This is a genomic window from Bacillus sp. SLBN-46 (assembly GCF_031453555.1).
Taxonomy (GTDB): Bacteria; Bacillota; Bacilli; order Bacillales; family Cytobacillaceae; genus Neobacillus.
The window spans coordinates 1,689,847-1,712,627 of sequence record NZ_JAVIZM010000001.1; the positions used below are offsets into that span (position 1 = coordinate 1,689,847).

A 22,781-nucleotide genomic window follows, 5' to 3' on the forward strand; every position below is an offset into this window, starting at 1 on the left:
TATTGTAACCGAATAATGATTGAAAGTTGAAAAATAAAGTAATTTCTTACGTATGAATAGTGAATTTTTTAAAGGAATAGCAGGAAAACAAGACAAATGAATGGAAGTAGTATAAGATATTAGCGAGGTTTATATCCATGATGGATGGGTAATACATATTGATATAGTTAAGGCGGAGGTGCACGATGCAAATTATTTTATACTTAAGCGTAGCCTTGATAGCCATTGCGTTTTTTGTGCTAGTTATCTACTTATCAAAAACGCTTAAATCACTTCAGGGCACACTTACAAGCGTTTCAAAAACGCTGTCAGGATTAGAAAAACAGTTGGATGGGGTTACAAGCGAAACTACATTACTTTTACAAAAGACCAATGCACTAGCTGAAGATATTCAGCAAAAATCCGAAAGTTTAAATAGTGTGGTGGATGCTGTAAAGGACGTTGGGGTGACCGTTTCCAAATTCAATGGAACGTTACTGAACTTAACCAATACTGTTGATCAGCAAGTAGAAGATAGTAAAGAAAAAATCTCACAAATAGTTCAATGGAGTAATGTAATCCTTGAATTGAAGGATAAATGGCAAGCTAGAAAGCAAATAAAACAAGAAAAAGAATCAGAACAAATGACTAAAAGGGTAAGATCTCATTAGAATTAAGGAGGAACGAAGATGTCTAATAGAGAATATGAGTCAAGGGAAGCGAATCAAAATCGTAACGACGAATCTTCCAGCAACTTTATCCTAGGAGCTTTTATTGGCGGGGTAGTTGGAGCTGCAGCGGCTTTACTTTTTGCACCTAAGACAGGGAAAGAGCTCCGTTCAACGTTAACGAATCAAGCAGGTTCAATTATGGACAAGAGTGGTTCATTACGGGAGAATGTAGTTAGTAAGAGTAGTGAATTAGCATCTAAAACGGCATCCCTTTCCCAGGGGATTGTGCTTCAATCCTCCGAACTAGTAAATAAGGTAAAGGGAAAGCAATCTCCCAAAGAAGAATCTGAGTTAACTTATATTCCAATCCAGCATGGAAAGGAAAAGGGAACTGTAAAAAAGGCGAATGATTCAGGGCCGAATGACAGTGAAGAAATTCGTAAAAAATTAGAAGAAGCTCAAAAAGCTTTTGATGAAGAAGAGAGCAAAGTAAAACTTTAATAGTTATATTATTTGTGATACAAACGGTGAAGTGATAAAATGACTTCACCGTTTATTTTTATTTAAAGTAGGTCGGGTTCATAGCTGACAGTATGCTTTTTTTAATGGAGGAATGTAAAGATGCTAGAAAAAATTGATTCAATTGAACAGTTTGATGAAATAGTAAAAAAAGAAAGTAGATTTTATTTGTTAAAGCACAGTTTAACATGCCCGATCAGTCATGCTGCGTACAAGGAGTACGAAAAATATGCAAATGAAAATCAGAATATGCCGACATACTTTTTAGCTGTACAAGATTCACGGCCACTTTCTAACGAGGTTGCAGAAAGATTTCAAATTAAGCATGAATCACCACAAGCAATCCTAATTTCGAATGGAGAAGCAACTTGGAATGCTTCACATTGGAAAATTACCAACAAGGCACTACTAACTGCAAGTAATGTCACTCAATAAGCAATACTAAAAGGGGATGAATGTTCATCCTCTTCTTTATAAAAAGTTTAGACACGTATGTTAAGTAGGTAACATACAATACTTTTATATACCTAATGACACTTTAACGCTTAAAAGCGTTTAATTAATAAAGAAAAAATGAGTGACAAAGAAATATATTTCCGCTATAATAAAGCCTAATTATTGAAATATTATAAAATTTAAAATTTTAGATGTAAATCATTATGAGTTTAGTAACTGATTTGCAAATGAAAGGACGGGGACGAATATGGGCAAAAAGGTTGAATTGGATCAATTAAGAGCACGTGTCGATGAGTTAAACTTGGAATTATTGAGGCTAATTAATGAAAGAGCTCATCTCGTCCAAGAGATTGGACGGGTAAAAGAAAATCAAGGTGTGTACCGTTACGATCCAGTCCGTGAAAGAAAAATGCTTGATATCATTAAAGAGCATAACGATGGACCATTTGAAAATTCTACAATCGACCATATTTTCAAAGAAATTTTTAAAGCAGGTTTAGATCTTCAAAAGGATGATCATGAGAAAGCCCTGCTTGTATCAAGAAAGAAGAAGCCTGAAAATACGATTGTAAACCTAAAGGGAGAAACTATAGGTGATGGTAAGCCACATTTTGTGTTTGGTCCATGTGCGGTTGAATCCTATGAGCAGGTAGCTACGGTTGCCAAGGCGATGAAGGAAAAGGGCTTAAAGCTTCTCCGTGGTGGTGCATATAAACCAAGGACTTCTCCTTATGATTTCCAAGGATTAGGTGTGGAAGGGCTAAAAATCTTAAAGCGTGTAGCAGATGAATACGATATGGCAGTAATTAGCGAAATCGTAAACCCAGCCGATATTGAAATGGCTTTAGATTATATTGACGTGATCCAAATTGGTGCACGGAACATGCAGAACTTTGAACTATTAAAAGCGGCAGGGGCAGTAAATAAACCTGTATTGTTAAAAAGAGGGATTGCTGCAACGATTGAAGAGTTTATCAATGCAGCAGAATACATTATGGCACAAGGGAATGGCCAAATTATCCTTTGTGAAAGAGGTATTCGGACATACGAGCGTGCTACTAGAAACACACTTGATATTTCAGCAGTACCAATTCTTAAACAAGAAACCCATTTACCAGTAATGGTAGATGTTACTCATTCTACTGGTAGAAGAGACTTGTTATTACCTGCTGCAAAAGCAGCGATTGCCATTGGTGCAGACGGAGTCATGGCTGAAGTTCATCCAGACCCGGCAGTTGCCTTATCCGACCAAAAGCAACAAATGGACCTTGACCAATTTGACAAATTTTATAATGAATTACTAGCATCAAACTTTGTAAGGATTTAATTTTGGTAAAAAAACCTCCTGCACATGCTTGCAGGAGGTTTTTTTGAGGACTTTTAGAAAAATATACGAAAAATGTTGACAAATGCAATTGCGGCTTTAATATTCTTATCGTATCATTAAATACATACTAAGATTGTTTATTATCTCACAATCAATATTATGACTAGGTTTTTAATAACAGATGTAAAATAAAGAAAACAATGTACGTTACAGGAGAGTGTTATAAGTGAATATAACTATTTATGATGTGGCTAGGGAAGCAAATGTATCAATGGCGACAGTTTCCCGTGTAGTAAATGGAAATCCAAATGTTAAACCAGTAACCCGGAAAAAGGTGTTAGAAGTTATTGAAAGATTAGGGTACCGCCCGAATGCCGTAGCAAGAGGATTAGCTAGTAAAAAAACAACAACAGTTGGAGTAATTATCCCAGATATATCTAATATCTTTTTTGCAGAGTTAGCTCGAGGCATAGAAGATATTGCCACTATGTACAAGTACAATATCATTTTGAGCAATTCTGACCAAAACATGGACAAGGAATTACACTTACTTAATACGATGCTTGGGAAACAAGTAGATGGAATTGTGTTCATGGGCGGGAATATTACCGCAGATCACGTAGAGGAATTTGAGAAATCTCCAGTACCGATTGTTCTTGCGGGTTCTATTGAAGAGTCAAATAAGATTCCATCTGTAAACATTGATTATGAAGAAGCAGTATATGATTCCGTAAAGGAATTCATTGAAAAGGGCCATAAGAATATCGCCATTGTGGTGGGACCGCTTCATGAACCGAAAAATGCCCAGAAAAAACTTAAAGGGTATCAAAGGGCGCTTCAAGAAGCCGGACTTCCTTATAATGAAGAGCTTATAGTTGAAGGAGATTATACGTACGATTCAGGTATTGAAGCCTTTGAAAAATTACTTGAGGCATCAGCAAGACCAACAGCCATTTTAGTTGGAGCGGATGAAATGGCACTGGGAGTCGTTCATGGGGCCGAGGATAAAGGTTATAAAATTCCTGAGGATTTTGAAGTAATAACATCAGATAATACCAGATTATCACTAATGGTTCGTCCACAGCTTACAACGATTGTGCAGCCGTTATATGATATTGGCGCTGTTGCAATGCGACTCTTAACGAAATTAATGAATAAAGAAGGCGTTGAAGAACAAATTGTCGTACTTCCTCACCGAATTGAGCATCGTGACTCTACTAAATAACTTAAAGATGAAAAATAAAAGGGCTTGCCATTAAGATGGCAGGCCCTTTTGGCTTTTTTGTTGATTACGAATTGGGTATAGAGCTTTTTCTAACGTAATTTCATTCTTCTCTGTGATCTCAGCTTTTCTTGGGATAGGTGTATATAAGTTGTCAGGGTCGTCCCATTCTTTCGGTAAAGTAACGGGAGACTCATTTTGCCACTGTTCAATCCATGCATCAGGTAGATTCCCTGAACAATTTGAGTTTTCTGTCATCTCAAGCCAGATGAGTGCCCATGCTCTTGGAACCACTCGCCAAATGTCATAACCACCGCCACCAACTGCAATCCATTTTCCATTACAGTATTGATGAGCAATTTCATGCGCAATCTTTGGGATTTCACGATAAATTTTCATCGTTGCTGATAAGTGTGTTAACGGATCAAAATAATGGGAATCAGCTCCATTTTGAGTAAGTATCACATCAGGCTTAAAAAATTCAGCTACCTCTTTTATGGAGTTTGTATAGGCTTGGAGCCAGGAATCATCTTCTGTAAAAGCATCTACAGGTATGTTAAAAGAATACCCGTAACCAGGGCCCTGGCCTCTTTCATTGATATTTCCGGTACCTGGAAATAAATATCGTCCGGTTTCATGAATGGAAAGGGTGCAAACATTGGGGTCGTCGTAAAAGGACCATTGGACACCATCCCCATGGTGGGCATCAGTATCTACATATAACACACGTGCATGGTATTTTTCCTGAAGGTACTTAATAGCAACCGAACTATCATTATATACACAAAATCCAGACGCTTTTCCGCGGAACCCATGGTGTAAACCGCCTCCAAGGTGAAGGGCATGGAGAGACTTACCTGTCATAACCTGGTCAACTGCGGCTATGGTACCGCCTACTAATAAGGCACTGGCTTCGTGCATGTTCGGGAATATGGGTGTGTCTTCTGTACCTAATCCATAATTTTCAGCGATTTCTTTTGAAAGTTCTCCGTGTCCTGCTTTCTTAACCGCTTCTATGTAACTGCGATCATGTATAAGGGCTAACTCTTCATCTGTTGCCATCCTAGGGGAGATGATATCCGCAGGATCTAACGCATTCATCTTCTCCAACAAGTCAACAGTTAGTTTAAGCCTAAATTGGTTAAAAGGATGATGACTGCTGAATTTATAATTCAACAGTTCTTCTGAGAATACAAAGGAACACCGATCACTCATATGGAAATCCCCGGGAGGTTCGGCCATAGGACATGATGCCCGGCTTGCTTAAGATCCTGAATAAGGGCTGTTGGATTCATTGTCTGAACTCTAATGACCAGGATTTTAAAATGTTCATCTGTCTTATCTGGATAAACGAGAACACTCAAAATGTTAGCCTTTCGATTTTTAATCACATTTGTAATGTCGCTAAGAATACCAGCAAGATTTGGAACCTTTATTTCGATCTGAGACCCCGGCTGATGGGCCCCTGTTAATTCAACCAAGGTTCGGAGTAAATCCGTTTCTGTGACGATTCCCACTAGTTTACGGTCATTAATGATGGGAATACAACTGATTTTATGTTCATAAAATAGGCCAGCCACTTCTTCCACGAAATCCAGTGGATGCCCTGTAATCATATCTCTTTCCATAATCGTCTCAAGTGGCTTTTTCAGATCTTCGGGATGCTCATTTGCATGAAAAATGGAGGGCGTTGCTTCCCTTATTTTAGCGACAGTGACTAACCCCATAAGATGTCTTTGATTATCAATGACGGGTATATGACGGATTTTTTTTGTTTCCATTAATTTCATCGCATCAGCAATGGTGTCTGTTGGTAAAAGTGTGGCCACATCTGTTTTCATAATTTCTTCCACTATCATAAAATCACCTCAGGTCTCAAGTGAATTTCAGCTAAATATTTAATACATAAACCGGTTCATAAACCGAAGACGGTCAAACTTTTGGATGGATTCCATATCGACTCTCTTGCCCATTCGAGCCATCAGGCAGTTAGCTGGATGGGAACAAATTTCCGGATCATCCGTCGCATACCATTCAAGCCCACCGGCATTCATCATTTTTTCCATTACTTTTCGATAATCCCACACATTTAGCTTGGTACCTTTTAGATCCCAATGCCAATAGTACTCTGTTGTGATCGTAATATAATCTTCCATTGCATCATCCATCATGGAAACAATTAACAGGTTTTTACCTACAGAGCAGCCTCTAAATTGTGGAATTACCTCGATGGCACCCAATTCAATTAAATTATCCATTTTCCCTTCAGACCATCTTTCAAGGGGGTCTGGATATAAATAAGTAACGTAACCAACAATGGTGTTCCTATGTCTGGCAATAATAATTCTACCTTCTGGAAGATTGGCGATACCCACTAAAGCTTTATGCTGTTGTAAAGGAGGACGAAAAGCAACAAGGTCTTCGTGAAATTCATAACCTGCTAATTTATCAGATGGAATAGGTCCTTCGATTATTAAATTCCCATGAGGTGTTTTCAATTCTTTTGCATTGTATGTTTTCTTGTGTTCCATAAGGTCACCTGCCTTAAAAAATCGTTAGTACATTAATTCTATTATACATAAAATCTAGTAAGAGAAAGCGATTTCACAAAATTTTCTGTTTTATATAGGACCTTCTCGCCTTCTGCTCCAATCAACATAGCAATAAATCTATTATTTATGAATAATAATATTTAAAAAATTGTGAATAGTTCCTATTTGTACTATAATAATCTCTATAAAGTAAGAGGGGGAGATAGTAATGAAAGTGGAAGCGCTACCAGTTGTACAAGGAGACCATAATCTAGGTAATTATGATGAGATGTACAAACAATTTGACTGGAAAGAAACAGAAAAGGCATTCTCTTGGAGTGAAACAGGGCTTGTTAACTTGGCATATGAGGCCATTGACCGCCATGCAAAGACCTTCCGAAAAAATAAAATTGCTCTTTACTATCGAGACGGTTTTCGCAATGAAAAGTACACATTTAAGGAAATGAAGGATCTCTCAAGTAAAGCTGGTAATGTGTTAAAGAGTTATGGAGATGTAGAAAAAGGAGACCGCGTATTTATTTTTATGCCTCGTTCTCCAGAGCTTTACTTTACTGTTCTTGGTGCTATTAAGCTTGGAGCCATCGTTGGTCCTTTATTTGAAGCCTTTATGGAAGGCGCGGTTCGTGACCGCCTCCAGGATAGTGAAGCTAAAGTTCTAGTAACTACACCTGAATTATTGGATCGTGTACCTGTGGAAGATTTACCTGCCTTAAAGCATATTTTCCTTGTTGGAAAAAATGTGGAGGAACAAGGTCAATACATTGACTTCCTTGGGAAGTTTGAGAAGGCCAGTAAGGAACTTAAGATTGAATGGGTAGACAGGACAGATGGCTTAATTTTGCATTACACATCAGGTTCAACCGGCAAGCCTAAAAGGGGTATTGCATGTACATAATGCAATGATTCAGCATTATCAAACGGCAAAGTGGGTCCTAGATTTAAAAGAGGATGATGTGTATTGGTGTACAGCAGATCCAGGCTGGGTAACAGGAACGTCGTATGGTATTTTTGGACCGTGGTTAACGGGAACGTCTAATGTCATTGTAGGAGGACGTTTTAGCCCTGAAACCTGGTATCAGATGATTGAGGACTTTGGGGTTACCGTTTGGTATAGTGCTCCTACTGCCTTCCGGATGTTAATGGGTGCGGGAGATGAACTTGTAAAGAAATTTGATTTAAGCAGTCTTCGTCATATTCTAAGTGTGGGTGAACCATTGAACCCAGAAGTGGTCAAATGGGGTGTAAAAGTATTTAATCATCGTATTCATGATAACTGGTGGATGACGGAAACAGGTGCACAACTGATCAGTAACTATCCATGTATGAAAATTAAACCTGGTTCGATGGGTAAGCCGATTCCAGGCGTGCAGGCTGCAATTGTCGATAATCAAGGAAACGAATTGCCGCCATATCGGATGGGGAATCTGGCCATTAAAAAGGGCTGGCCTTCCATGATGCACACTATTTGGAATAATCCTGAGAAATTTGAATCCTACTTTATGCCAGGTGACTGGTACGTATCCGGGGATTCGGCTTATATGGATGAGGATGGCTATTTCTGGTTCCAAGGTAGGGTGGATGATGTTATTATGACATCAGGAGAGCGTGTAGGACCATTTGAGGTGGAAAGTAAGCTTGTGGAACACCCAGCAGTAGCAGAAGCAGGCGTAATTGGTAAACCAGACCCTGTACGTGGTGAAATCATTAAAGCGTTTGTTGCGCTACGTGAAGGCTTTGAGGCTTCTGAAGAGCTGAAAGAGGAAATCAGACAATTTGTCAAAAAAGGACTAGCAGCCCATGCTGCACCAAGAGAAATTGATTTCCGAGATAAACTGCCAAAAACAAGAAGTGGTAAGATTATGCGACGCGTTTTAAAGGCGTGGGAGCTTAATTTGCCGACAGGTGATCTTTCAACTATGGAAGATTAATTGAAACAAAAACCGCACCGACATTTCGGTGCGGTTTTTACTATTGTTTAGGAAATTAAAAAATGGTCCGAGTGTGGATAACTAAACTAGTTGTCTGAATCTAGCTCCAGCGCCTAGCCCCTCGGGTCAAATAACCTTCGGCAAGAAAAGTCAAAAGGCGGACTTTTCCCGCCGAAGAACATTTGCCTGTCGGGGCTGAACGAGGCGCTTCCGCCTTTTGTTCTTTACGGTGCGGTTGTTTCAGATGGAGGTGGTACTGCTACTCCTACCTCAACTAGATTAGACGGAGCGGATTCTTTACCGGCTATATCTACTGCTGTTACATAAAATGAACCATTTCCTACTGTGTAGGAAAGCTTTGAGCCGTTAATAATACTAGCTACTTTGGTCGATATCAGCCCGCCTTGATATACTCGGTAACCGACCACATCATTGTCCCCTGAGGAAGACCAAGATAATGTATTACCGGTAATACTTAAGTTAACAGCATTAGGTCTTTTTCCGTTATCCACCATTTTTGCTGTAGGTACAAGAATTTTACCCCATCGATCCTTTTGTGGAATGAGCTGACTGTAGTCTTTAAAGGTTTTACCAACCATACGTGTAATAAAGTCTGGGTTTAATATTAAGCCATATTGAGAAAATTCCTTTGGAGTAGAATCCAATGCTAAATACTTTTTACCGCTAATAGTAACGAAATTTCCTTCAATCAAGCTATCGTCCACTTTCGTTGGTACATCATTCACATTAAAATAATCACTTTCGATCAAGCCGGCCTTCGAGCAAGCACTTGAAGGAAGCATACCGGAAACAGCACAATAAGAACGCTTAACAATTCCGCTAGGCATTTGGAATGATTCCTTAGGATCAACCAAATCAGGTTTAATTTTATAAGCTGCATTGATTAATTCAGCCCAAAGATTATTTGTTCGTTGACTATACGACATGCCTGAGATCTTTAATGATTTTGGCGTATCGTACCCTGTCCATATACCAAATGTAATATTAGGGTTGGTGGCAACGAACCATGAATCCTTATATTCATTACCTGTTCCTGTTTTACCAGCCCAATCTGCTCTGAAATTTAATTTGCTATTAATTCCAGCTGCAGTCCCCATTTTGATAACATCGCGCATCATATCAAGTGTTAAATAAGCTGTTTGTGGTTTGAAGACATCGACAGGGGTTACTTCGTGCTGATAAATCACTTTGCCGCTTTTATCTACGATTTTATCGATCATATAGGCATCGATGAATTTCCCACCGTTGGCAAAGGTACTGAATGCATTTGTATTTTCTTCAACCGTAACTCCGCCAATAGAACCAATGGCAGCCGAAAGGTTTGTATGATCATCCTTCGTTAGTGATGTAAAGCCCATCTTTTCCAAATATTTTGCTGGGTTTTGATTAACAATTTCGGAATATACCTTAACCGCTGGAACGTTATACGATTTCGCAAGTGCATACCGTGCAGACACAATCCCGCTGTAGCGGTAGTCGTAGTTTTGTGGCCAAGGCTTACTTCTACCTGGAATAAAATTCAACGCAACATTTGGTATTGGAGTTCCAGGTGCTGCTTTTCCCAATTCAATCGCTGGACCATAGACGAGCAGCGGTTTCATGGTAGAGGCATTAGGTCGAAGTGCAGTTGTGGCATGATTCATTTGTTGGTTTTCATAGTTTCTTCCGCCAACAAAACTGATAATCCTACCCGTTTTATTTTCAATTAACTCGGCGCCGACTTCTACAGGCTCCATCACGGTTTTTATTTCACCCGTTTCAGGATTCTTTTTTTCCTGTGCTTTAGCAGGGCCGTAGTTCTTATAGCTATCTTTTATCTTTTGCATCGCATCGTAAATATCTTTGTTGATGGTTGTGTGAATTTCATAACCATTTTGGTGTAAGTCACGGGTTGCTAAAGTTTTATATTTGTAAAAAAGTTGGTCATCATTTTTTAATTCTTTCTCGGTGTACCCGTCTTTCTTTGCAAGTACGTTAGTAAGGACCTCGACGGAGCGTTTTTCAATTTCGTCTGTAAGGAAAGTATTTGTATGAGAATAAACAGTAGGTTTTAGAAAATCTTTTCTAATATCATAGGATGATGCCTCAGCATACTGTTTTCCATTTATGTAACCACCGTCATACATTCTTTTTAAAACCGTTTTCATCCGTGTGAGACCTGGTTCAAGATTATTCTTTAAAATTGGTTTTCCATTGTCATCCCTTGTAAAAGGAGTATAACCAAACGGACTTTGAGGCAAGCCTGCAATGAACGCTGCTTGTGGGAGTGTTAACTCACTAGCCTTTACGCCAAAAATTCCTTTTGCTGCAGCCTGAACACCAGCTATGTTTTGTGCGGAAGCATTTCTTCCAAATGTAGAAACATTAAGATAGGCTTCGAGGATTTCCTTTTTGTCGAAAAATTTCTCTAAACGGAGTGCAAGTAGAATTTCATTCGCTTTCCGTTGGAAGGATACCTCATTGGTTAAAAGTTGATTCTTAATTAATTGCTGTGTTAAGGTACTTCCACCTGATTGGACAGAAGAATTCGTTACTTCTTGGAAAAGTGCCCGGAAAACTGCCTTTGGAACCACCCCTTTATGCTGATAGAAGTACTCATCTTCTGTCGCCACTACGGCATTAATTAAATTTTCTGAAACTTGATCCAACTTTACTTCTTCGCGTATAAGGTCACTGCGAAGTCTGCCGAGGTAAACATTATCAGCATAGTATAAATCAGATGTCTCCGTGTAATTATAAATATCTTTTTTCATACTCTCGTAAGAACGGACCGGTTCCTCTTTCACAAGGGAGGCAAAATACCCAGCTCCTACACCTGTTGCAAATGAACCTCCAAGAATGACAACCGTCATGACAAGGAGAAAAAGGTTCCAAACTACTTGATAGGTAATTCGTGCACTTTTTACCGTTTTTTTATGGGTAAACAAGTTGAGTATGGATTTTGCTTTTTCCATCCAGGCTTGCATTTTTTCATTCATCAATAGCATCACCTCATCTAAAATCACATACATTATAGCATATAGAAGGTATAAAAACTGACAACCTTCTACATTTTTCTGAAATTTCCAGTGGATGTTTGACATGTTCCTTGAAATGTGATAAAAAAAGCTATAGTTAATTTTAATAAAAAAGCTTTGACAGGAACCAACTGTAGTTCTTCTATCCCTGTTTCTAGAGAGTCAGCGGTGGTGCAAGCTGACACAAATAGAAGAATGAATTACCTCCTCGAGCTTTCTCTATGAACACATTGCTTAGTAATGGAGAACGGTCAAAACCGTTATTTTTTTCGAGTTGGAGGAAAGTTCCTCAAGCTGGGTGGTACCGCGTAAATTTACGCCCCTGCATATTTGCAGGGGCGTTTTTATTTTATTATGGAGGGGATTAAAATGGATTTATTACAGGATTTGGCCTGGAGAGGCATCATCTATCAGCAAACGGATGAAGAAGGATTAAAAGCTTTATTGAATAAGGAAAGTATTTCGTTATATTGTGGTGCTGACCCAACAGCAGATAGCTTGCATATCGGGCACTTGGTTCCATTCTTAACATTAAGAAGGTTTCAGCAGCATGGTCACCGTCCGATTGTTTTGGTTGGCGGAGCAACAGGTTTGATTGGTGATCCAAGTGGGAAGAGTGAAGAACGAAAATTATTAACTTTAGAAACGGTTCAAGAAAATGTTGCGGGTATTCAGAAACAGCTTGCTGCTATTTTTGAATTTGAAGGTGAAAACGGAGCTGTCATGGTGAATAACTATGATTGGGCTGGCTCTATGGATATTGTCACGTTTTTACGAGATATCGGTAAGCATATTGGGGTTAACTACATGCTTGCGAAGGATACCATCGCTTCACGCCTTGAAACAGGTATTTCATTTACCGAATTTACCTATACCATTTTGCAGGCAATGGATTTTAATCATTTGTATGATCATCATAATTGTAAATTACAAATTGGTGGTAGTGACCAGTGGGGGAACATTACCTCAGGCCTAGAATTAATACGTAAAATGCACACCGAAGATTCAAAAGCATTCGGTTTAACTATTCCGCTTGTAACAAAAGCAGACGGTACAAAGTTCGGGAAAACAGAAGGCGGCTCTATCTGGCTAGATCCAGAAAAGACGACTCCATACGAATTCTACCAGTTCTGGATCAACACAGCTGATGCGGATGTGGTAAAATACCTGAAATACTTTACCTTCCTATCACATGAAGAAATTGAACAATTAGAGCAAAGTGTTCAAGAAGAGCCACACCTTCGTAAAGCGCAAAAGGCACTAGCAGAAGAAATGACTCGTCTGGTTCACGGAGAAGAATCATTACAGCAGGCCATTAAGATTTCCCAAGCCTTATTCAGTGGGGATGTGAAAAATCTTTCTGCTGCTGAAATTAAGCAGGGCTTTAAAGATGTTCCTTCCTTTGATGCAAGTAAATCAGATGGGAATCTAGTGGAATTACTTGTTGCTGCAAAAATTTCTCCTTCCAAGCGTCAAGCGCGTGAGGATATCACTAATGGGGCTGTTACGGTAAACGGTGAAAAGGTAACTGACACAGCGTACGTCCTTCAGGAAACTGACCGAATCGAAGGCCAGTTTACAATTATTAGAAGAGGGAAAAAGAAATACACATTAATTAAATATTAATAGGTAAAGGGCTTTGAGGAATCAGAGCTCTTTTTCTTGAAGAGAAATATAAAAAAATCCCCATACCAATGGTATGAGGATTTTTTTTACTATTAACGAGAGTAGAACTCAACGATAAGAGATTCGTTAATTTCAGCAGGTAACTCAGAACGCTCAGGTAAGCGAGTGAAAGTACCTTCTAATTTGTCAGCATCAAATGTTAAGAAATCAGGTACGAAGTTTGTCACTTCGATTGCTTCTTTAATAACATCTAGGTTGCGTGACTTTTCACGAACGCTGATTGTTTGACCAGCAGTTACACGGTAAGATGGGATATCTACGCGTGATCCATTAACTAGGATGTGACCGTGGTTAACTAATTGGCGAGCTGCACGACGAGTGCGAGCAAGACCTAAACGGTAAACAACGTTATCAAGACGTGACTCAAGTAACGCCATGAAGTTTTCACCGTGGATACCAGACAATTTGCCAGCTCTATCGAAAAGAGTACGGAATTGGCGCTCGTTAACACCATACATGTGACGAAGCTTTTGCTTCTCTTGTAATTGTAATCCGTATTCAGAAAGCTTTTTGCGTTGGTTTGGACCGTGTTGTCCAGGAGCGTAAGGACGCTTTTCTAATTCTTTACCTGTGCCGCTTAGAGAGATTCCAAGACGACGAGATAATTTCCAGCTTGGGCCAGTATATCGAGCCATGAATGACTCCTCCTTAGTGTTTTTATTTTGGTAAAATAAAAACCGGTATGAGACTCTTTGACAGCCATTTTGTTTTCATGCACCTTCGCCCTAGCAGCTAAGGGTTACAAGATACACCATCAAATGAAAGAAAAAACTCTCATGAGGAACAAAATGAGACTATTCAAGTGAACTCAATAGGCTGCAATATTTTACACAAAGAGTATTATATTATTTTTATTCCTCTAAAGTCAAGTATATTTTTGTTAACTCCGAGTTCGAGGAAGGACATTCAAACATGTTTGTAAAAAAAAATTAATAAATTATTCAAAAAAAGTATATCATTTGCTTACATATTTTAACTATAATTAGGATGCGATGTATATATTTGGGATTTTTGATAATGAGGAGATCTAATATTTTGGATATAGTTGATTTTAAAAAATTATTTAAAATAGGTGAAAAGCTCCATTCGTTCTTAGACGTGGAAAGTCTATTGAGCGAATTATTCGTTATTCTTAAAGAAGAATATCCAAACTTTTCATATGACCTATTATTGTCGCAGTCTACCTACAAGCATAGCGACGTCCTTGGCATTGCCCTGGAATATGATAGTGAAAATATTGCGGCAACCAATGCGTACCTAACTGGGGAAATTCAATATGAGTTTTCTCATACGGATAAGAGTAAGATTCTATATACACCTTTAAAAGGAAAACAGGGGATTTATGGGGTATTACAGATTATTGCACCTCATTCTTTGGATGTTCAGACTAAAGAAGTTGAGTTTATGACTTTGCTGGCAGAAAGTGCAGGATCGGCTCTTGAAAATGCCCAGCTCTATCAGAAGTCAAGAAAGACCATCTTAGAACTTCAATTAATTAATGAAACCGCCTACCGTTTAAATTCTGACCTGCCGTTAGCTGATACATTGTCATTTATGGCAGAACAGATTAAATCTTCCTTTTATGCACAAGAGGTTGGTTTCTTTTTAGACTCGAAAGAAAGAGTCAAAATACTCCCTGGTTCCACACCCTTCTTTTTTTCAACAACTGCTCAAACCTATATTGATTACATAAAAGGAAAATTAAAGAAAGAAAATGATCCTCTATTATTTGGGGATATTAGCTTACCCCTTACCAATCAAAGTAAACGCTATCATTCTATTATGGTAGTACCAGTAGTACTTGGTAAGAATTTAAAAGGGTTTTCGATGATCATGCACGAAAAACCTTATTTCTTTTCTTTTGAGACATTTCAACTTCTACAGACATTAGTACATCATTTATCACTTTCTTTAACCAACTCCATGTTAAGAGAGGAACTTAAAAAATTAGTTACCACAGACCATCTGACAAAGCTCCATTCACGTAATTATTTGGATGAAAAAATCCAGTCTTCAATGAAAAAAGATAACGAAGGGACCTTTATTCTTATTGATATTGATAATTTCAAGGAAATCAATGATTCCTACGGTCATCAAATAGGCGATGAAGTGCTCATACAAGTCGCAAATTTCATTAAAGGAAATATCCGGGAGAAGGATGTAGGAGCCCGTTGGGGTGGGGAAGAACTAGCCATCTATCTTCCTAATGTTCCTTTAGACGCGGGAGTGGCTATTGCTCAAAGAATAGGGGCGAAAGTGTCTGAAAACTCCGATCCCCATATTACCGTGTCATGTGGTGTCTCTCATTGGAATAGGGAAAAGCCTGATACGGATCAAAATCTGTTCAAAAGAGCAGATGAAGCTTTATATCATGCAAAAGGGACAGGGAAAAACAAAGTAGTTACACAAGGTGCAAATAGTAAGGTAAGTTAGGGGCTGCATCATGGCAGATTCAGTCTCTTAACGATTTTGCCATATTCATCATATTCTATAAGAACAAATGACAGCGCTTACAATTAGGAGGAGTCTACATTGAAAGATAAAAAACCGCGGTTTGAAACAGAAGTCATTCATTTTGGCTATCATGCGGAAAATCATCAAGGAAGCTTAGTTCCCCCGTTATATCAAACATCCACATTTACCTTTGAGAGTGCGGAGCAAGGGGAAAGAAGGTTTGCTGGGAAAGAGGAGGGATATATTTATTCAAGATTAGGAAATCCCACCGTAAAAATTCTGGAAGACAGAATGGCTACCCTTGAAAAGGGGGAAGCCGCTTTAGCTTTTTCGTCAGGTATGGCTGCCGTGAGTGCAGTGTTAATTGCATTAACAAAATCAGGTGACCACATTCTATGCTCTCAGGGTGTTTATGGTTGTACATTTGGATTGCTAGAATTATTACAGGAGAAATATCATATTGAACATGATTTTTCACTAATGGATACAAGGGAGACCGTTGAAAAACAAATCAAACCAAATACAGCCTGTATCTATATTGAGACTCCCATTAATCCAACAATGAAGCTTGTTGATCTTCAAATAGTTGCAGATGTGGCGAAAGAAAAGGGCATTCCAGTAGTAGTGGACAATACATTTTGTTCTCCTTATTTACAAAATCCAATTATAAATGGCTGCGATATTGTCATACACAGTGCAACAAAATATATTTGTGGACATGGCGATGTCATTGCTGGAATCGTGGTTGGAGGAAGAGAGACTATTGACCAAATTTCAAGGACAACTCAAAAGGATATAGGGGGAATTATTTCGCCATTCGATGCGTGGCTTTTGTTACGGGGATTAAAATCGCTTCCGGTACGGATGGACCGCCATTGTGAAAATACAACTTTCCTATTTGATTTTCTTAAACAACATCCGAAGGTGGATGCTATTTATTATCCCGGGGATTCAGAGCACCCCGATTACGCAATAATGAAAAAACAAATGAAAAAACCAGGAGGACTTATATCATTTTCGATTAAGGGAACGAAAGAAACGGCTCAAAGGTTTATGAATCAGCTCAACTTAATCAAAATTGCGGTCAGTCTTGGGGATGCAGAGACATTAATTCAACACCCGGCTACCATGACACATGCCGTTGTTCCGGACGAGGAACGGCTAAAAATGGGGATTAATCAAACCTTGCTTCGTCTTTCAGTGGGTCTTGAAGCCTGGGAGGATATTAAAGAAGATTTAGAGCAGGCATTTGATAAAATCTAAAAAAACTCGCCTTAGCGAGTTTTTGTTTTTAAAGATAAGTAACGAGAACTTCCACGAATTCTTCGAGTTTTTGTTGGTCGAGCTTATCAAACCGGTTTAATTCAGGAGAATCAATATCTAAAACGCCGATTAATTGCTCTCCTTTTAGAAGTGGAACAACTATTTCTGATTGTGAAGCAGCATCACATGCAATATGACCTGGGAACTGATTCACGTCTTCAACAAGCAGGGTTTCCTTTTTTAATGCAGCAGTACCGCAAACACCCTTGCCAAGAGGGATGCGAATGCATGCTGGGAGTCCTTGGAAGGGACCTAACACTAGTTCGTCATTCGTATCTAGTAGATAAAATCCTACCCAATTAACACGGTCTAGAAATTGGTTCAATAAGGCAGAGGCATTGCTAAGATTGGCAACTTGATTTTTCTCATCGTGAAGGAGAGCCTGTAATTGTTTTTTAACAAGTTCATAATTTTCTTCTCGATTTCCGGTGTACATTTCGACGTTAAACACGGTATTTCACCTTTTTCTCTTATGATTTATATTTTATTTTATCAAAAATGAGAGAAAATGAGCATACTTTGTCGATATTTTCTTAAAGGAATCAATTGTGACACCAAGAATCATTATGATAAGGGGATTATGGAAATTACCTGAAGGGGGAGAATGGATGAAGAAAAATGCAAAAGAAGCAATTGTTAAGGCCGCTATCACGTTATTTAATTCCAATGGGTACTCAGGAACGTCAATTAGGGAAATTGCTCATGCAGCTAATGTAAACACCGCAACGATTGCCTATCATTTTAATAATAAAACAGGTCTCTTAGAATATTGCTTTATGCATTTTTTTGAACAGTACACCCGAAAGATGGAAGCTGCTTATGCATCTATTGATAGAGGGGCAAAAGAGTGCTTAAAACGTGTGGTATCTGATTTGCTCCATTACCAATGTGAGAACTACCAGCTTGCCAGTTTCATTTACAGGGAGATGTCGATGGATTCCCAAGTAGTAAGGGAAATCATGTCTACCTATTCTTTAAAGGAAAAATATTATTTTCAAAAAATATTTGAACGGGGTTTTGAATGGCATGAATTCAGACCGCATTCCATTCCTTATTTAATTATACAGCTAAAAGGATTAATCATGATGCCTTTTATGAATAGCAATTATATGAGAGAAGTACTATATGTGTTTCCGAATGAGCCATTTTTCGAGCAGAAATATCTTAAGGATCTTCACTTATGGATTGATAAAACACTTTGTTCAGACATACCTATGAAAAAGGGAGCAGCACTAAAATAGCGGCAATCGCTATTTTTTTTTTATTTTACAAAAAAATTGAAAATAATAGTCAAAAAATGTCGTTTACATGGTATCATAAAAGCATTGAATTGAACTTAATGAGTTTTTCTAAAATAGATGATCTGAATACATAGTGGAATCAATGTTGTTTGAAATAGGGGGCTTACTTGTGAAATTTATCATTGGATTTTTCATCCTATTATTAGCCTTATTTATAGTGGGATATTTAATAAAGAAAAAGTATTTTAAAGAAATGGATCGATTGGAAGCGTGGAAAATCGATATCATGAATCGTCCCATACTAGATGAAATGTCAAAGGTTAAACAGTTAAATATGACGGGTCAGACCGAGGAGCTTTTTGAGCGTTGGCGTAGTCAGTGGGATGATGTGGTAACAGTTCAGCTTCCTGATTTAGAAGAAATGCTTTTTGATGCAGAAGAATATATAGATCGCTATAGATTTAAAAAAGCAAAAGAAGCCCAGCAGGCGATTAATACAAATCTAATGGAAACAGAGGAACAAATTAAAAAGGTACTAGAAGAGCTGCATGAACTAGTGGGCAGTGAAGAAAAGAACAGAGTGGAAATTGAGGAGCTTAAGGAACTTTATAGAGAATCAAAAAAAATGTTACTTGCTCATCGTCATAGTTTTGGTAAGTCTGAAAAGCACTTAGAAGCAAAACTAAATGAAGTGGCACAGAAATTCCAGGAATTTGATGAAAAAACGGAGCTCGGTAATTATCTTGAAGCTCGAGAAGTAGTTTTACTTATTCATAGTCAGCTTGGAACAATCAAGAACCATATGGATTTAATTCCTCAGCTTTTAATTGAAAGTCAATCCCTTCTTCCGAATCAGCTAGCAGATTGTCTAGAGGGCTACCGAGAAATGACAGAGCAAGATTATCACTTAGAGCATTTAAATGTAACCACTGAAATACAACGCCTTGAAGAGAAAATTGCTGAGAATATTCGCTTGATTGAAACTACCGAAATTGACAAAGCCGAAGAGGGAATTAAGGAAGTAAAGGATCGAATTGATATTCTTTTTGACCTCTTGGAAAAGGAAGTACACGCTAAGCATTATGTAATGAAAAATAATAAGGTGGCTGCTGAACAACTTGCTACTGCTCAAGAGGAAAATAAGAATCTTTCAAATGAATTGATTCATGTTCAAGCGAGCTATCAATTATCAGATAGTGATTTAGAGGTCCAAAATAATCTAGAAAAAGAACTTTCAACGGTGTATAAGCATTATGAGATTTTGGTTGAAAAGTTAAAGATGAATGAAACGGCTCAATCAGCGATTAGTGAAGAATTAAGTGAGTTAAAAGACCAACTGGATATGATATGTGAAGGGCAGCAAGCTTTTGCCCAAAAACTTCAAGCCTTGAGAAAGGACGAACTTGAAGCAAGGGAAAAAATTAAGGAACTTACCAAGAAAGTAGCAGAAACTGTTCGTCTTGTTTCAAAGAGTAACGTTCCTGGTTTGCCTGAGGATTATAAATATCTAATAGAAGATACAAACGAAAGTATCAATAATGTCCGATACCAGCTTGAAGAAAAGCCTCTAAATATATCTGCTCTGAATCAGTATCTAGAAATTGCTGTACTGACAGTTGAAAAACTTGTAAATTCAACGATTGAGCTTATTGAGAATGTCACTTTAGCTGAAAAAGCAATTCAATATGGAAATCGATATCGTAGCTACCATCCATCAGTTGCTAAAGGATTAGCTGATGCTGAAACGGCATTCAGACAGTATGATTTTCAAGAAGCTTTAGAACAGGTTGCGGCATCTTTGGATGGGGTTGACCCAGATGCGTTAAAGAAGATAAAGGCTACAATTGAAATGGAATAAAATGATAAACCGATTTAGCAATAGCTAGGTCGGTTTTTTGTATAATATTTTTTAATTGTTTCTGTTTTTATGTTAAGATTTTATTTTGTAAGTTCGTCTTCTTATGGAGGGGAAAGTTAGTGATTTATTTAGATAATAGTGCAACGACAAAGCCATATAAAGAAGTACTTGAATCTTATGTAGCTGTTTCAAGTGAATATTTTGGAAATCCCTCTTCATTGCATGGATTGGGAATACAGGCAGAGAAGCTTTTAACTCAAGCGAGGGAGCAAGTGGCAAAGCTTTTAACTGTAGAATCTAATGAAATTTACTTTACCTCAGGTGGAACAGAAAGTAACAATATAGCGATAAAAGGTGCGGCATTATTAAATAAAAAAAGAGGTCGTCACCTTATTACTACAAGTGTGGAGCACGCCTCCGTTCGTGCAGTTATGGAGCAGTTGGAACAGAATGGATTCGATATTACCTATCTCCCTGTCAATCATCAGGGGAGGGTGAGTGTTGAAGATGTTGAAAAGGCCATTCGCAAGGACACCATCTTAATTTCGATCATGCATGTTAACAATGAAGTGGGTACTATTCAACCGATTAAAGAGGTAGGCGAAATGTTGAAAAAATACCCAACCATCCTTTTTCATGTTGACGCGGTCCAAGGTGTGGGAAAGGTTCCTCTGGCTATTCACCAAAACAGAATCGATCTTTGTTCCTTTTCTGCTCATAAATTTCATGGTCTTAAAGGGACAGGTGCTCTTTTTATTCGAGAAGGGGCCAAGCTTGCCCCTTTATTTTCGGGTGGGAATCAGGAAAGGACCATTCGAAGCGGGACAGAAAATGTGGCAGGTGCTGTAGCGATGGCAAAAGCACTTCGGATGACCTTGATGAAAAGCGACCTAGGTATAGCAAAAATGAAGACCATCCAGAGCATGCTAAGAACAGGGTTAACTAATATAGAGCGTGTAACTATTCATACTCCTGTAGAGAATGCAGCTCCACATATTTTAAATATATCGTTAAGGGGATTGAAGGCTGAAGTATTAATTCATGCCCTTGAGCAGGAAGAAATATTTGTTTCAACAACGAGTGCGTGTTCGTCAAAGAAGAAATCACCAAGTGGTACATTGCTTGCTATGGGTGTACCAGAAGAGAAGGCAAACAGTTCGATTAGGATTAGCTTATCCTTTGAAAATACGCCTGAAGAGGCGCAGGCAGCGATTGAAGCTATTGAGAAAGCTGCAAAACATATACGAAAGGTTATGAAATAATGAAATATGATCGTATACTCATACGTTATGGAGAAATCTCAACCAAAGGGCGGAATCGTCATAAATTTGTAGAAAAACTTAGAAGAAGTGTTGTAAATGCACTTACTTCCTTTCCAAATATTAAAGTTGAAGCAAGTCGCGACCGGATGTATGTCATTTTAAATGGTGAAGACGGAAAGGAAATAATTGAAAAGCTAAAGGGGATATTTGGAATTCAATCCTTTAGTCCTGCGATTAAGGTAGAAAGAGATGTAGAGAACATCAAACAAGCCACTTTGGAGCTAGTAAGTTCAATATACCGTGCAGGGCAGACCTTTAAGGTTACTCCTAAGCGTTCTGACAAGACCTTTGAATTGGATACTGACGGAATTAATCGAGTCATAGGGACACATCTGCTAAAGAATATTCCAGGTCTCAAAGTGAAGGTGAAAGAACCTGATATCAATGTGAGGATCGAAGTTAGACAAGAAGCCGTTTATTTATCTTGTGAAACCATACAAGGTGCGGCGGGATTGCCGGTTAAATCAGCTGGCAAAGCAATGCTGATGTTATCTGGTGGGATTGATAGCCCAGTTGCAGGTTATTTATCGATGAAACGGGGATTAGAAATTGAAGCTGTCCACTTTTTTAGTCCTCCGTTTACAAGTGAGAGATCAAAAGAGAAAGTAATAGACCTAACTAAAAAACTAGCGGAAATTTATGGATCGCTAACACTTCATATTGTCCCGTTTACAGAAATTCAGCAGGTCATTAAAGAGCAAGTTCCTGAAAACTATACTATGACTACGATGAGAAGAATGATGTTGCGTATTACGGATGAAATTCGAAAGCAACGAGAAGGTTTAGCGATTATTACCGGAGAAAGCCTAGGTCAGGTAGCTAGTCAGACGTTAGAAAGTATGTTTGCCATAAATGAAGTGACGAATACCCCTATTTTACGTCCCTTGATTTCGATGGACAAAACCGATATTATAAAAATCGCGCAAGAAATAGATACTCTTGAGATTTCTAATCGGCCGTTTGAAGATTGCTGTACCATTTTTGTGCCAGCTTCACCAAAAACGAAGCCAAGAAGAGAAAAGGTCCAGCGTTATGAAAGCTTTGTTGATTTTGAAGAACTGATTAAGAAAGCTGTACAAAAAATTGAAACTCATAATATAACTACGAATGATGATCATGATTTACACTCAGAGTTTAATGCGTTATTCTAATAAAGGAAATTAAGAATTTTTTGTGAACATTTACCATTTGTAAGATAGAATGAA

At 38.3% G+C, this 22,781-nt stretch carries 18 protein-coding genes, 1 pseudogene and 1 other annotated feature; of the genes and pseudogenes, 13 read left to right on the forward strand and 6 right to left on the reverse strand.

What is annotated here, in order from left to right; genetic code table 11:
* Positions 1-185: 185 nt before the first annotated feature.
* The 5 genes from QFZ87_RS08615 to ccpA all read left to right on the forward strand — a co-directional run bounded on the left by QFZ87_RS08615 (position 186) and on the right by ccpA (position 4,177).
* A complete protein-coding gene (locus QFZ87_RS08615) occupies positions 186-650 on the forward strand; it encodes a DUF948 domain-containing protein (protein ID WP_309860094.1) in 465 nt (154 codons plus the stop codon).
* Between the two features lie 18 nt (positions 651-668).
* Positions 669-1,151 carry a YtxH domain-containing protein gene (locus QFZ87_RS08620; protein ID WP_309860096.1) on the forward strand — a complete coding sequence of 161 codons (483 nt, stop codon included), beginning with the start codon at positions 669-671 and terminating at the stop codon, positions 1,149-1,151.
* A 120-nt stretch (positions 1,152-1,271) separates the two neighbouring features.
* Positions 1,272-1,604, forward strand: a complete 333-nt coding sequence (gene ytxJ / locus QFZ87_RS08625) for a bacillithiol system redox-active protein YtxJ (protein ID WP_309860098.1) — start codon at positions 1,272-1,274, stop codon at positions 1,602-1,604.
* Between the two features lie 268 nt (positions 1,605-1,872).
* Complete coding sequence (locus QFZ87_RS08630; RefSeq protein WP_309860101.1) at positions 1,873-2,952, forward strand: bifunctional 3-deoxy-7-phosphoheptulonate synthase/chorismate mutase; 1,080 nt, start codon at positions 1,873-1,875, stop codon at positions 2,950-2,952.
* A gap of 226 nt (positions 2,953-3,178) precedes the next feature.
* On the forward strand, positions 3,179-4,177 hold the full coding sequence (gene ccpA / locus QFZ87_RS08635; RefSeq protein WP_309860103.1) for a catabolite control protein A: 999 nt from the start codon (positions 3,179-3,181) through the stop codon (positions 4,175-4,177).
* Between the two features lie 30 nt (positions 4,178-4,207).
* Here the strand turns inward: ccpA and QFZ87_RS08640 are convergent, their stop codons facing one another.
* Genes QFZ87_RS08640 through QFZ87_RS08650 form a run of 3 tightly spaced genes read right to left on the reverse strand, consistent with a single transcriptional unit; the run spans position 4,208 to position 6,705 of the window.
* Positions 4,208-5,389 carry an acetoin utilization protein AcuC gene (locus tag QFZ87_RS08640; protein ID WP_309860105.1) on the reverse strand — a complete coding sequence of 394 codons (1,182 nt, stop codon included), beginning with the start codon at positions 5,387-5,389 and terminating at the stop codon, positions 4,208-4,210.
* Positions 5,386-6,033, reverse strand: a complete 648-nt coding sequence (locus QFZ87_RS08645) for an acetoin utilization AcuB family protein (protein ID WP_309860107.1) — start codon at positions 6,031-6,033, stop codon at positions 5,386-5,388. Before QFZ87_RS08645 ends, QFZ87_RS08640 begins: the two co-directional genes overlap by 4 nt.
* A 39-nt stretch (positions 6,034-6,072) precedes the next feature.
* On the reverse strand, positions 6,073-6,705 hold the full coding sequence (locus tag QFZ87_RS08650; protein ID WP_309860108.1) for a GNAT family N-acetyltransferase: 633 nt from the start codon (positions 6,703-6,705) through the stop codon (positions 6,073-6,075).
* 229 nt (positions 6,706-6,934) lie between these two features.
* On the opposite strand from QFZ87_RS08650, the pseudogene acsA reads away from it, so the two are divergent.
* A pseudogene (gene acsA, locus QFZ87_RS08655) lies at positions 6,935-8,654 on the forward strand (acetate--CoA ligase).
* Between the two features lie 224 nt (positions 8,655-8,878).
* Here the strand turns inward: acsA and QFZ87_RS08660 are convergent.
* A complete protein-coding gene (locus QFZ87_RS08660; protein WP_309860109.1) occupies positions 8,879-11,758 on the reverse strand; it encodes a transglycosylase domain-containing protein in 2,880 nt (959 codons plus the stop codon).
* A 42-nt stretch (positions 11,759-11,800) separates the two neighbouring features.
* Positions 11,801-12,019, forward strand: a binding site (T-box leader).
* A 42-nt stretch (positions 12,020-12,061) separates the two neighbouring features.
* Between QFZ87_RS08660 and tyrS the strand changes: the two genes are divergently transcribed.
* Positions 12,062-13,318 (forward strand): tyrosine--tRNA ligase, encoded by a 1,257-nt coding sequence (tyrS, locus tag QFZ87_RS08665; RefSeq protein ID WP_309860111.1) that lies wholly within the window; start codon positions 12,062-12,064, stop codon positions 13,316-13,318.
* A 92-nt stretch (positions 13,319-13,410) separates the two neighbouring features.
* On the opposite strand, the gene rpsD is transcribed toward tyrS, so the two are convergent.
* Positions 13,411-14,013: a 30S ribosomal protein S4 gene (gene rpsD / locus QFZ87_RS08670; RefSeq protein WP_309860113.1), complete on the reverse strand. Its 603-nt coding sequence runs from the start codon at positions 14,011-14,013 to the stop codon at positions 13,411-13,413.
* A gap of 400 nt (positions 14,014-14,413) precedes the next feature.
* Between rpsD and QFZ87_RS08675 the strand changes: the two genes are divergently transcribed.
* Together QFZ87_RS08675 and megL are read left to right on the forward strand one after the other, a co-directional pair.
* Entirely contained in the window at positions 14,414-15,811 is a 1,398-nt protein-coding gene (locus QFZ87_RS08675; protein ID WP_309860115.1) for a sensor domain-containing diguanylate cyclase, read from the forward strand.
* Positions 15,812-15,910: 99 nt separating this feature from the next.
* Positions 15,911-17,095 (forward strand): methionine gamma-lyase, encoded by a 1,185-nt coding sequence (gene megL / locus QFZ87_RS08680; protein WP_309860117.1) that lies wholly within the window; start codon positions 15,911-15,913, stop codon positions 17,093-17,095.
* A gap of 28 nt (positions 17,096-17,123) precedes the next feature.
* Here megL and QFZ87_RS08685 read toward each other — a convergent pair whose 3' ends face one another.
* On the reverse strand, positions 17,124-17,606 hold the full coding sequence (locus QFZ87_RS08685; RefSeq protein ID WP_309860119.1) for a GAF domain-containing protein: 483 nt from the start codon (positions 17,604-17,606) through the stop codon (positions 17,124-17,126).
* A 157-nt stretch (positions 17,607-17,763) separates the two neighbouring features.
* On the opposite strand from QFZ87_RS08685, the gene refZ reads away from it, so the two are divergent.
* From refZ to thiI, 4 genes are all read left to right on the forward strand, one after another.
* Positions 17,764-18,396 carry a forespore capture DNA-binding protein RefZ gene (gene refZ, locus QFZ87_RS08690; RefSeq protein ID WP_309860121.1) on the forward strand — a complete coding sequence of 211 codons (633 nt, stop codon included), beginning with the start codon at positions 17,764-17,766 and terminating at the stop codon, positions 18,394-18,396.
* 169 nt (positions 18,397-18,565) lie between these two features.
* Positions 18,566-20,254, forward strand: coding sequence for a septation ring formation regulator EzrA (gene ezrA / locus QFZ87_RS08695; RefSeq protein ID WP_309860123.1), 1,689 nt, complete (start codon positions 18,566-18,568; stop codon positions 20,252-20,254).
* A gap of 119 nt (positions 20,255-20,373) precedes the next feature.
* Positions 20,374-21,516, forward strand: coding sequence for a cysteine desulfurase family protein (locus QFZ87_RS08700; protein ID WP_309860125.1), 1,143 nt, complete (start codon positions 20,374-20,376; stop codon positions 21,514-21,516).
* Entirely contained in the window at positions 21,516-22,727 is a 1,212-nt protein-coding gene (gene thiI, locus QFZ87_RS08705) for a tRNA uracil 4-sulfurtransferase ThiI (RefSeq protein WP_309860127.1), read from the forward strand. Before QFZ87_RS08700 ends, thiI begins: the two co-directional genes overlap by 1 nt.
* The last annotated feature ends 54 nt before the right edge of the window (positions 22,728-22,781 follow it).